General features: G+C 67.7%; 11 protein-coding genes and 2 pseudogenes. 3 read left to right on the forward strand and 10 right to left on the reverse strand.

Features of this window, described 5'->3' with window-relative positions; all coding sequences use genetic code 11:
* Nucleotides 1-622 (reverse strand): S-methyl-5'-thioadenosine phosphorylase (locus VFA16_RS01595; protein ID WP_324966134.1); only part of this gene is annotated, 622 nt, incomplete at its 3' end.
* Between the two features lie 30 nt (nucleotides 623-652).
* Here VFA16_RS01595 and VFA16_RS01600 point away from each other — a divergent pair.
* On the forward strand, nucleotides 653-1,525 hold the full coding sequence (locus tag VFA16_RS01600) for a 1,4-dihydroxy-2-naphthoate polyprenyltransferase (protein ID WP_324966135.1): 873 nt from the start codon (nucleotides 653-655) through the stop codon (nucleotides 1,523-1,525).
* Here VFA16_RS01600 and VFA16_RS01605 read toward each other — a convergent pair.
* Together VFA16_RS01605 and VFA16_RS01610 are read right to left on the reverse strand one after the other, a co-directional pair.
* The gene (locus tag VFA16_RS01605; protein WP_324966136.1) at nucleotides 1,514-1,858 is read right to left on the reverse strand and encodes an ester cyclase; all 345 of its coding nucleotides are present in this window, start codon (nucleotides 1,856-1,858) and stop codon (nucleotides 1,514-1,516) included. The two genes, VFA16_RS01600 and VFA16_RS01605, sit on opposite strands and share 12 nt — an antisense overlap.
* 171 nt (nucleotides 1,859-2,029) lie before the next feature.
* Nucleotides 2,030-2,338, reverse strand: a complete 309-nt coding sequence (locus tag VFA16_RS01610) for a DUF4229 domain-containing protein (RefSeq protein ID WP_324966137.1) — start codon at nucleotides 2,336-2,338, stop codon at nucleotides 2,030-2,032.
* Between the two features lie 45 nt (nucleotides 2,339-2,383).
* On the opposite strand from VFA16_RS01610, the gene VFA16_RS01615 reads away from it, so the two are divergent.
* Nucleotides 2,384-2,545, forward strand: coding sequence for a hypothetical protein (locus VFA16_RS01615; protein WP_324966138.1), 162 nt, complete (start codon nucleotides 2,384-2,386; stop codon nucleotides 2,543-2,545).
* A gap of 9 nt (nucleotides 2,546-2,554) precedes the next feature.
* Here the strand turns inward: VFA16_RS01615 and VFA16_RS01620 are convergent, their stop codons facing one another.
* The 7 genes and pseudogenes from VFA16_RS01620 to hemL all read right to left on the reverse strand — a co-directional run bounded on the left by VFA16_RS01620 (nucleotide 2,555) and on the right by hemL (nucleotide 9,760).
* Nucleotides 2,555-3,853 (reverse strand): MinD/ParA family ATP-binding protein, encoded by a 1,299-nt coding sequence (locus tag VFA16_RS01620; RefSeq protein ID WP_324966139.1) that lies wholly within the window; start codon nucleotides 3,851-3,853, stop codon nucleotides 2,555-2,557.
* Nucleotides 3,854-3,934: 81 nt separating this feature from the next.
* Nucleotides 3,935-4,906: a c-type cytochrome biogenesis protein CcsB gene (ccsB, locus tag VFA16_RS01625; protein ID WP_324966140.1), complete on the reverse strand. Its 972-nt coding sequence runs from the start codon at nucleotides 4,904-4,906 to the stop codon at nucleotides 3,935-3,937.
* Nucleotides 4,903-6,456 carry a cytochrome c biogenesis protein ResB gene (locus tag VFA16_RS01630; RefSeq protein WP_324966143.1) on the reverse strand — a complete coding sequence of 518 codons (1,554 nt, stop codon included), beginning with the start codon at nucleotides 6,454-6,456 and terminating at the stop codon, nucleotides 4,903-4,905. Before VFA16_RS01630 ends, ccsB begins: the two co-directional genes overlap by 4 nt.
* 40 nt (nucleotides 6,457-6,496) lie before the next feature.
* A pseudogene (locus VFA16_RS01635) lies at nucleotides 6,497-7,267 on the reverse strand (cytochrome c biogenesis CcdA family protein); the annotation flags it as partial.
* Nucleotides 7,264-7,869, reverse strand: coding sequence for a TlpA disulfide reductase family protein (locus tag VFA16_RS01640; protein ID WP_324966144.1), 606 nt, complete (start codon nucleotides 7,867-7,869; stop codon nucleotides 7,264-7,266). The gene VFA16_RS01640 and the pseudogene VFA16_RS01635, both read right to left, overlap by 4 nt.
* A 5-nt stretch (nucleotides 7,870-7,874) precedes the next feature.
* Nucleotides 7,875-8,483, reverse strand: a complete 609-nt coding sequence (locus VFA16_RS01645; RefSeq protein WP_324966141.1) for a histidine phosphatase family protein — start codon at nucleotides 8,481-8,483, stop codon at nucleotides 7,875-7,877.
* Entirely contained in the window at nucleotides 8,483-9,760 is a 1,278-nt protein-coding gene (gene hemL / locus VFA16_RS01650) for a glutamate-1-semialdehyde 2,1-aminomutase (RefSeq protein WP_414687612.1), read from the reverse strand. The genes VFA16_RS01645 and hemL overlap by 1 nt, the downstream gene beginning before the upstream one ends.
* A 311-nt stretch (nucleotides 9,761-10,071) precedes the next feature.
* On the opposite strand from hemL, the pseudogene VFA16_RS01655 reads away from it, so the two are divergent.
* A pseudogene (locus VFA16_RS01655) lies at nucleotides 10,072-10,224 on the forward strand (nitroreductase family deazaflavin-dependent oxidoreductase); the annotation flags it as partial.

The following is a 10,224-nucleotide window of genomic DNA, read 5'->3' on the forward strand; positions in this document are numbered from 1 at the left end:
CGCCGCCGGCGTCGATACCAGCGTCCAGGTCGGTGACTAAAGCTATTGCGGCGTAACATATTTCGAGTTCGCGCGCGAGGATCGCCTCTGGATAGCCCGTCATGTTCACCAGAGTGCATCCGGCCGAGGCATACCAGCGGCTTTCGGCGCGGGTGGAAAACCGGGGCCCCTGGATCACCACCATGGTGCCGCCGTCGACGACGCCGGGCAGGCTGGTGGCCGCCGCCCGCAGTGTCGGGCAGTACGGATCGGCGAAGCTGGCATGCACACCGCCGGACTCGAAGTAGGTGTCGGCGCGGCCGTGGGTGCGATCCAGTAGCTGGTCGGGCACCACGATCGTGCCGGGGCCCAACTCAGGCGTCAGGCTGCCGACCGCGCACGGCGCGAAGACCCGTCGCACCCCGAGCTTGCGCAGCGCAAACATGTTGGCCCGATACGGCACCGTGTGGGCCGAGTATTCGTGGCGTGCACCGTGGCGCGGCACGAACGCGACTTCCTGCTGACCGACCGCGCCCACGGTGATCGGGGCGCTGGGCGCACCGAATGGAGTGTCCACATCGACGGTGCGCGCGTCGGCCCCGAAAAAGGTGTAGAAGCCACTGCCTCCGATCACTGCCAGCATCCGCTCATTGTGCCGTGGAAGGATCGAGCCGTGGCGACCGTGAGTCAATGGTTCGCGGGGGCGCGGCCGCGCACCCTGCCCAACGCCATCGCGCCGGTGATCGCCGGCACCGGTGCTGCGGCCTGGCTGCACGCCGCCGTGTGGTGGAAAGCGGTACTGGCCTTGGCCGTCGCGGTGGCGATGACCGTCGGAGTCAACTTCGCCAACGACTACTCCGACGGCATCCGCGGCACCGACGACGAGCGGGCCGGCCCAGTTCGGCTGGTGGGTTCGCGGCTGGCGGCGCCGCGCTCGGTCCTAGCGGTGGCGGTGGCCAGTTTGAGCGTCGGCGCGGTGGCCGGCCTGGTGCTGGCGATGACCAGTGCGCCGTGGTTGATTGTGGTCGGTGCGTTGTGCATTGCCGGTGCGTGGCTGTATACCGGCGGCTCAAAACCGTACGGCTATGCGGGTTTTGGCGAAGCCGCGGTGTTCGTGTTTTTCGGTCTGGTCGCGGTGTTGGGCACCCAGTACACCCAGGCGTTGCGGGTGGACTGGGTCGGTGGGGGGCTGGCGGTGGCGACGGGTGCGCTGTCGTCGGCGGTGCTGGTGGCCAACAACCTGCGCGACATCCCCACCGACGCGCAGTCGGGCAAGAACACACTGGCGGTGCGCCTCGGCGATGCCGGGACGCGGGTGCTCTACCAGGGGCTGCTGGCGAGCGCCGGCGTGCTGACGCTGGTGTTGATGCTTGCGACGCCGTGGTGTGCCGCAGCGTTCGTCGGTATGCCGCTGGCGCTGCGGGCACTGCGGCCGGTGCGCTCCGGCCGCGGCGGGCGCGAGCTGATTCCGGTGCTACGCGACACCGGCCTGGCGATGCTGGTGTGGTCAGTCGCCGTGGCGCTGGCCTTGGGGCTAGCCGGCTGACGTACCGGTCCAGTACTCGACGAACCGCCCGTCGGCGATGCGCAGGATGTCGTTGCCGAAGAACGGAGTGACGGCATCGCCGCTCTTGCCGCGACCGCTCCACCGTGCCGCGACCAGGTCGCCATCGACCAGCGGGCCCACCTCGATGTCGAAGGTCAACTCTTCGAACATCTGGCGGGTTTCGTCGATGATCGACTGCAGTTCGGCCGGACCATGCACATCGCGATTCGGCCAGTGCCCGATGAAGTTGTCGGCGACAACTTCATCGGCAATCGGCTTGCCAGACCACAGCTCGTAGATCCATCGGCGATACAGGTCACGTGCGTTGCTCATAGCGCCAACATAGCCAGGGATTCCGGGTGCGCCGTTGTCGAGGCTGCGCTGGCTGCATCGAGACTGCGCTGGCTGCGGGGTCCATCGGCGTGTCGTTGCCATGAACGCAGAGTGGACGAAAACCCGGCAGCCTCACACGCCCGGGTCAAGCAAATGTTTACGGCCCCGTCATTATTCTGGCGGCACGTCACCGCGCAGCCGGGCACGCAGCTGCTCGCGGTCTTTGCGCCGCCGCTCCCCGACCATCGCCAACCCGGCAGTGGCGCGGCGACGCAGCGGACTGAAAACCCATATGCCCAAAGGCATTCCGAGAACCAGTGCGAACAAGACAGCGACGACTACAGGAAATTCGCGCACCCCGAGCAGTCGCGCCGCGCAAAAGATCACCGCGCTGAGCACGACCACCAACACCACCCGTGCCACGGCGTAAAGGGCCACATCAACCGCCACACGGCGCGTCGAGGTCGGTCCGTCTGCCACGGTCCGAGCCTACGGCCCAGGTATATTCGGATGAAGGAGGTGTTGATGCTCTACCTGCTCCTCGTCCTGGTCTTGGGGACGCTGATCTATATCGGCTGGCGCGCCGCGCGGTCTCAGGTCAACCGGCCGAAAACACGCGTGATCGGACCCGACGACGACCCGGAATTCCTGTGGCGGTTAAGCCGCGGCGACAACAACCCGCGTTAGGTTGCCTCGCTAGATGAAATGCGAGGTGGGCCGCCGCTGGTCACTGGGGAAGCCGTCGGCGACAACGGCGGCCAGCTCGATAAGCGCCTCGCGGGTTTCCCGCTTCAACCGCTCCAGGTAGATCTCAGCGCCCTCTTCCAGATGCGGGTCGAACGGAATCAACCGCACCGCCCGGCAGCGCCGCGAGAAGTGATCGACCACCTTCTGCATGTCCACCTTGCCCGAGCGCGGCCGCACCGCATTGATCACGGCGATCGACTCACGCACCAGGTTCCCGTGGCCGTGCGCGTCTAGCCAGTCCAGCGTCGCTGAGGCACTGCGCGCGCCGTCGATCGAGCCGGAGCTGACCACGATCAGGGTGTCGGCCTTGGCCAGCACCGCCGACATCGCCGAGTGCAAAAGCCCGGTGCCACAGTCGGTGAGCACGATGCCGTAGAAGCGCTCCAGGATGTCCAGGGTGCGGGTGTAGTCGTCAGCGCTGAACGCCTCCGACACCGCGGGATCGGTCTCCGAGGCCAGCACCTCCAACCGGCTGGGTCCTTGGTTGGTGTAGCTGCGCACATCGCTGTAGCGCTGGATGCCCTCGGCGTCGCGCAGCAAGTGGCGCACCGTGGCCGGTGTCTCCAACGGCACTTTCTGGCTGAGCGTGCCGCGGTCGGGGTTGGCGTCGACCGCCACTACCCGATCACCGCGAATCGAGGCGAAGGTGGCGCCCAGGCAGGTGCTAATCGTGGTCTTGCCCACCCCGCCCTTCAGGGACACCACAGCAATCCGGTAGCAACCGCGCAGCGGCCGGTTGGCCTGAACCACCAAGTCGTTGTAGCGGATCACCCGCGGGCTTTCGCCGACGTTGATCAAGTGACCCGACAGGACGTAGAGCCAGCGACGCCAACCCTCCGAGGGCGGCGGTTTGACCTGCCGCAGCAGGGTGCTGGTGGACAGCTCCGGATACGGCGAGGGCGGGGTGCGCCCCGGACGGTACTGCGTATCCATCGGCGTCGACGTATCGCGTGCGCCGCCGTAGTAACCATAGGCAGTGGGCTCGGCGGACGGTGGCAGCCCTCGGTCCGGCGTGACAGGAGTGGCGGCCCAGGCTCGCGGCTGCGCAACCGTCTGCGGCGGCGGCACTCCACGCGTCTGGGACTCGCTGAATCGGCGTTGGGTCCGGAAGCCGGCGAAGGCCTTCGTCTCCGCGTCGCTGGTCTTGGGGTCGGGTTCGCCGGGATGCTGCTGCGGAGGCAGTTGTGTCGTTGGCTGATCCTCGCGGCGACCTGATGCCCCGACGTCCTGCGTTGGATGGTCAGACACGTGCATTTCCCCTCGTTGCAGTACTCGGGTCGCTCGTGACGAACATATCGCAGCGCCCGATCGACCCCCCGGGATGTGTGATCAGCCCACACCTGCGTACGAGTGCAAACCTACCGTCACGAGGTTAACGAAGAAGAGGTTGAAGACCATGGCCACGAAGCCGATCACGTTGATCCAACCGGCCTTCCTGTCGCGCCATCCCGCCGTCGACCTGGCATGCAGATAAGCCGCATACACCACCCACGCGACGAACGACACTGTTTCCTTGGGGTCCCAGCCCCAGTAGCGGCCCCAGGCTTCCTCGGCCCAGATCGCGCCGAAAATCACCCCGAAACCGAAGACCGGGAAAGCGAAGATCGTGGTGCGGTAGGCGATGCGGTCCAGCGTCTGCGCGTCGGGCAGCCGCCGGACGATGCGCGCCAACGTTCCGGAGGCATCCGGCTCATTGAGCCGCGACGTCTTGAGCAGAAACAGGATGCTGGTCACGCCGGCGACGAGGAACACCCCCGAGCCGAGGCTGACCACCGACACGTGAATCGGCAGCCAATAGGACTGCAGTGCCGGCATCACCGGAGCGGCGTTGGCGTACAGCCAGCGTCCGGAGACGGTCAGCAGGATCAGCACCGGCAGCAGCAAGAACACCCACAGCGGGCGATGCTGCGGGCGGCGCAGCACGACCGCGCCGGCGACCAGTGCACACAGGCACGTGAGGTTGATGAACTCGTACATGTTGCCCCACGGCACCCGCAGGGTGGCCAGGCCGCGCAGCACCAGGCAGGTCAGCAACAGCGCGATGCCGACGTAAGCCACTGCCAGGCCAGCCCGACCGACGCGTTCGTCGACGGGCCGTTGCGCCGCGGCTTCGACGACGCCGGGAGTGGCGCTGTCAGCGGAGACCGCGCCGACAGTCACGAGTTCGGCGGCCTTGCGAGTGCGCGAGTAAGCGAGCTCGACGGCGAGCAGCAACAGCGCGCCCACTAACGCGACCACCGCCGAGGTAAACGCCCAGTCGGAGTAGCGGGCCAACGCGACGTCGACATGCACGGTATTCATCTGGGGTCCCTTCCGGAGGCGCCGACGGGCTCACGCGACGGGCGAGCAGCTGCAGATCTGGGGAATCCGGCCAGCAGCCGGGAAGTCAACCGCTCGAACTCGTCGCCCCATCCGGCGTTGTCGGTGCGCGCCAACCCGCCGACCTCGACGTTCACCGTACCCGGGCCCGCGGCCACCGCACGGATCCACACCCGGCGCCGGCGCACCAGCAGCGACACCAGCAGCCCGGCCATCATCGTGGCGGCGAAGACCAGCACCCACACCTGGGCCGGGTCGTGGGAGACCTGCAGGTTGATGAACGGCACCGCGCCGTCGAAGCGGACAACGGTGCCGTCGTCGATTTCGACTTGTTGGCCGGCGCGCAGGTTCACCCGTTTCACCTGGGTCAGCCGGTGCTGTTCGATGAGCCGGGGATCCAAGCTGTACAGCGACTGCGGGCGACCGGTGTCCAAGCCGGTGTCGCCGCGGTAGATGTCGACGGCCACGGCGGGGGCATTGAGCGCGGGAAAGCTCGACGACAGCAGGGTGCCGTCGAGTTGTGCGGTGGGCGCGAGCAGGCCCTGGATCGCGATCTGGTGATTGCGACGCTCACGCGGGTCGGGGTAGGCGCCGGCCGGCGGGTCGATGCGGGCCACGCCCGACGACAGCAGCGTCACCGGGTTGTCGGGTCGCCACTGCATGGTCGAGGTGCGGGTCTGCCCGTCCGGGAACGTCACGGTGAAGGTGGGCGCATAGCCGTGGCCTTGCAGATACACCCGGTCGCCCTTGAGTCGTAGCGGGTGGTTGACCTGCAGCCGGTAGGGCCGCCAGCTGTTCGTCGCCAGGTCGCGGCCGGTCTGGTAGTCGATGTCGGCGGCGAACGACGTGGCTTGGCCCGACGACAGGTATTGGGCTTGAAAGTCGTTGACGCGGATGCAGATTGGGTGCAAGGAGGTGCCGTCGACGCTGTTGCCGGCGCGGAAGGAATCGAACGCCGCCGGGGACGCCGAGCAGAAGCCGGGACCGCCGTCGGCGATGACGATCACGTTGCCCTCGTAGCCGAACAGCTTGCCGACGGCAACCGCGACCAGCAGGCCCAACAGCGCGAAGTGGAAGACGATGTTGCCGAATTCTCGAAGATAGCCCTTCTCCGCGGAAACCTCGGTGGCCCCGTCTGATTGGCGGATTTCCTTGCGCCAGCCGCGCAGCCTTGTGGCGATCGTCTCCGCCGCGGTGTCGGGTTCCCCGGCGATGGTGGCGGTCGCATGCTTGGGAAGCCGAGCCAAGTTGCGGGGCGCGGCCACCGGGGTGGCGCGCAGGCTGCGGACATGCTCGATGGTCCGCGGCGTCAGGCAGCCCACCAGCGACACAAACAGCAGCACGTAGATGGCGGTGAACCAGAAGCTGCCGAAGACATTGAACATCTGCAGCCGATCCAGCCACGGCCCGAGCAGCGGGTGGGCCGCAAGATAGTCGTCGACCTTGCCGGCGTTGAGTTTTCGCTGCGGCAGCAGCGCGCCGGGGATGGCGCCCAAGGCCAGCAGGCATAGCAGCACCAGCGCGGTGCCCATCGACGTCAGCGCGCGCCACGTGTTGCGAGCATGGGCAATCAATCGGCAACCTCACGTCGGACACCAGTGCGTCGCGCAACCACGAGACGAAGTCATTCCATGCGCCGGTGACCAGCGCGGAGCCGACCGCGATCAGCAGCACGCCGCCGAAAATCTGGATGGCACGCGTGTGGCGGCGCAGCCAGCCCAGTCCGGCGACGGCCGACGCCGACCCGAACGCCAGCAACACGAACGGCACACCGAGCCCCAGGCAGTAGGCGATCACCAACACGATGCCGCGAATCACGTTGGCGCCCTGGGTGGCCGAGGCGACGGTGATCACCCCGGTCAGCGTCGGGCCCAGGCACGGGGTCCAGCCCAGCGCGAACACCGCCCCCAGCAGCGGTGCGCCGGCGACCGTGGACAGCTGGCGCGGCGTGAAGCGGGCTTGCCGCTGCAGGGCCGGGACCAAGCCGACGAACACCAGGCCCATCACGATGGTCACCACTCCCCCGACCCGCTGCAGCAGCAGCTGGTTGCTGATCAGGGTGGTGGTCATGCCGAGCACGGCGACGGTGCCTAGGACGAATACCGCGGTGAACCCGGCGACGAACAGCGCAGCCGAGCCAGCTACCCGCCAGCGCGCGGCCGGCGGAGCCTTGACCGCGCCCAGTTGTTCGTCGACCCCGACCACCGCGGCCAGATACGACAGATATCCAGGCACCAGCGGCACCACGCACGGTGAGGCGAACGACACCAGTCCGGCCAGCACACACACCGCCAGCGCCAACAACAGCGGCCCGGCGGCGGCGATGTGCGCGAACCCGGTCATTGCGGTCCCGGCGTGGTTTGGTGTTCGGCCGCCACGCGCTGTACCACGGGCTGCAGGTCCTCGGCCAACAGTTCCCGCAGGAATACCGCGGCCACTCGATGCTGGCGGTCGAGTATCAGCGTCGACGGGATGACCGTGGTCGGGTATTTGCCGCCGAACGCGATCATGGTGCGCATGGCCGGGTCATAGATCGACGGGTACGTCACCGCATGGTCTTTGACGAAATCCTGGGCGGCTTGCCGGTTGTTGTCGCGGACGTCGATTCCGAGGAAGGACACGCCTTGGCTCCCGGTGGCGTCATACACCCGTTGCAGTTGGCTGACTTCGGCGCGACATGGCCCGCACCACTGGCCCCAGATGTTGACGACGACGACCTTGCCGGCAAAGTCATTGAGCGACACGGTATGTGAGGGGTCCATCAGGTCCGGCCCGGTCACCGGGCCGGGGCGACCGCGATGGTCGGGTGGGTTGTAGAAGAGGTCGGTTTTGCCGCCCGGGGCGACGAATTCGAAGGTGCCGCCCTGGGCGACGGCGTCCTCGCCGCGGGCGCAGCCGGCGAGCAGCGCGGCCGCTGTTGCCGCCGCCGCGATCACCAGCCGCAGCACGCTCAACACTCCGACGGTTGCCAATACTCCACGTCGACCAAGCGGTCGCCGTCATAGACCAGGGTGGTGATCGACGCGATCGCGCATTCGCGCCGGCGCGGATCGTGCCAGAGCCGTCTGCCGGTCAGATGCTGGCGCAGCGTCCAGATCGGTAATTGGTGGCTCACGCACACCGCTTCGTGCCCGGCGGCGCGAGCGCGCGCCTTGTCCACCGCGGTCGTCATCCGGGCAGCGATCTGCCTGTAGGGCTCACCCCACGACGGTTTGAACGGATTGCGCAGTTGCCACCAGACTCGCGGATCGCGCCAAGCGCCGTCGCCGGGCGAAACACGCTTGCCTTGAAGGAAATTCGTCGACTCGATGAGGTCGGCATCGGTGTCGACGGGCAGAGCGTGGCGGGCGGCGATCGGTGCGGCGGTCTCCTGGGCACGCTCCAGCGGGGAGGCGATGACCGCGACGATGTCGTGGTCAGCGAGCGCGTCGGCGACGGCCTGCGCCTGCTGCTTGCCTTTGTCGGACAGGTGGAATTCGGCCAGCCGGCCGTAGAGGACGCCGGTGGGGTTATACACCTCGCCGTGGCGGACCAGGTGGATTCGGGTGTGTTCGGCCATCAGGGTTTTGGCTCCTCGGCGGCGGCTTGGGCGGCGGCGGGCAGGGCGTCGGCGATCCGGTCGAACGCGGCGTCGTCGAGAGCGGCCGAGACGAACCAGGTCTCGAATGCGCTGCACGGCGGATAGACGCCGGCGTCTAGTAGGGCGTGGAAGAACGGCGGGTAACGCCAGGTTTGGCTGGCTCGCGCCGACGCAAAGTTGGTCACCGGTTCGTCGGCGAAAAATACGCTGAGCATGTTGCCCGCTCGCGGAATCTGGTGCGACACATCGGCTTTGGTTAATGCTTCGGATAGCAGCCCGGCCAGCCGGCCGGCGTTGGCGTCCAGCGCGTTGTAGACCGCGTCATCGGCGGCCCGCAGCGTCGCCAGCCCGGCCGCCGTGGCCACGGGGTTACCGGACAGCGTGCCGGCCTGATACACCGGCCCCAGCGGCGCCAGCCGTTGCATCACGTCGGCGCGGCCGCCGAACGCCGCGGCCGGCAGCCCACCGCTCATCACCTTGCCGAACGTGAACAGGTCGGCCGGCACCGGATCGATTCCGTACCAACCGCTTCGGCTGACCCGAAAGCCCGTCATCACCTCGTCGAGAATCAGCAGCGCACCGTGTTCGGCGGTAACGGCCCGTAGCATGGCGTTGAAGCCCGGCGCGGGCGGCACGACACCCATGTTGCCGGGGCTGGCCTCGGTAATTACCGCGGCGATCTCGCCGCCAAACCGCGCAAAGGCCTCACGGACAGCCTCGAAGTCGTTGTACGGCAACACAATTGTGTCGGCCGCCGCGGTGCCGGTGACCCCCGGCGACGACGGCAAGCCCAGTGTCGCAACCCCGGAGCCGGCGTCGGCCAGCAACGCGTCGACGTGGCCGTGGTAGCAGCCGGCGAACTTGACGATCTTTGCGCGGCCGGTGAAGCCGCGGGCCAGGCGGACCGCGCTCATGGTGGCCTCGGTGCCGGAGTTAACCATCCGGATCTGCTCCACCGGTGCCACGCGACTGATGATCTCGCTGGCCAGTTGGGTTTCCGCGGGAGTCGGCGCGCCGAACGACAACCCGTCGGCGGCGGTTTTCTGTACCGCGTCGACCACCGCCGGGTGGGCGTGGCCCAGGATCATCGGGCCCCACGAACAGACCAGGTCGACGTAGCGGTTGCCGTCGGCGTCGGTGAGCCAGCAGCCGCTGGCCCGGGTGATGAACCGGGGTGTGCCACCCACCGCGGTGAACGCCCGCACCGGGGAGTTCACCCCACCGGGCATGACCGCACACGCGGCGTCGAACAGCATCGCCGACCTCGCCGTTTCGGCGGCCACCCGGCCAGTACTACCCACGACGACTAGTGTCCCAGCCGCCGCGCCGGGCTCCACTACGGGGTGTAATAGCCGAATGTCTCCCCGCGCGTCGACACCAGCTACCTCGTGGCGCCGACCTCGACCGGGACGACGGGAATGGTTTGTGCCTTTCTGCTGCCGCGCTTGGTCACGGTCAGGGCTGCCAGCTGTTGTCGATGCCGGTGGCCACCGCGATCCGGTTGAACACCTTGACGATCAACGATGGCGGCTTGAGGTAGGCCATGAGGTAAGAGTTTGATAGCGGCATGCAACTACCGCAACGACTGGCCCGGTTCAACCGGCACGTCACCAACCCGATTCAACGGCTGTGGGCCGGCTGGCTACCGCCCTTCGGGATCCTCGAGCACGTCGGACGGCGCTCCGGCAAGACCTACCGCACCCCGTTGAACGTGTTCAAT

Source organism: Mycobacterium sp., from assembly GCF_035653355.1.
GTDB lineage: Bacteria > Actinomycetota > Actinomycetes > Mycobacteriales > Mycobacteriaceae > Mycobacterium.

Excerpts from the sequence above, each read along its gene's own strand:
- ccsB (WP_324966140.1), bottom strand. The coding sequence starts at position 4,906 with ATGAATACCGTGCATGTCGACGTCGCGTTGGCCCGCTACTCCGACTGG.
- VFA16_RS01630 (WP_324966143.1), bottom strand. The coding sequence starts at position 6,456 with ATGGGCACCGCGCTGGTGCTGCTATGCCTGCTGGCCTTGGGCGCCATC.
- VFA16_RS01645 (WP_324966141.1), bottom strand. The coding sequence starts at position 8,483 with ATGGCCGAACACACCCGAATCCACCTGGTCCGCCACGGCGAGGTGTAT.
- VFA16_RS01615 (WP_324966138.1), top strand. The coding sequence starts at position 2,384 with ATGCTCTACCTGCTCCTCGTCCTGGTCTTGGGGACGCTGATCTATATC.
- VFA16_RS01605 (WP_324966136.1), bottom strand. The coding sequence starts at position 1,858 with ATGAGCAACGCACGTGACCTGTATCGCCGATGGATCTACGAGCTGTGG.
- hemL (WP_414687612.1), bottom strand. The coding sequence starts at position 9,760 with ATGCTGTTCGACGCCGCGTGTGCGGTCATGCCCGGTGGGGTGAACTCC.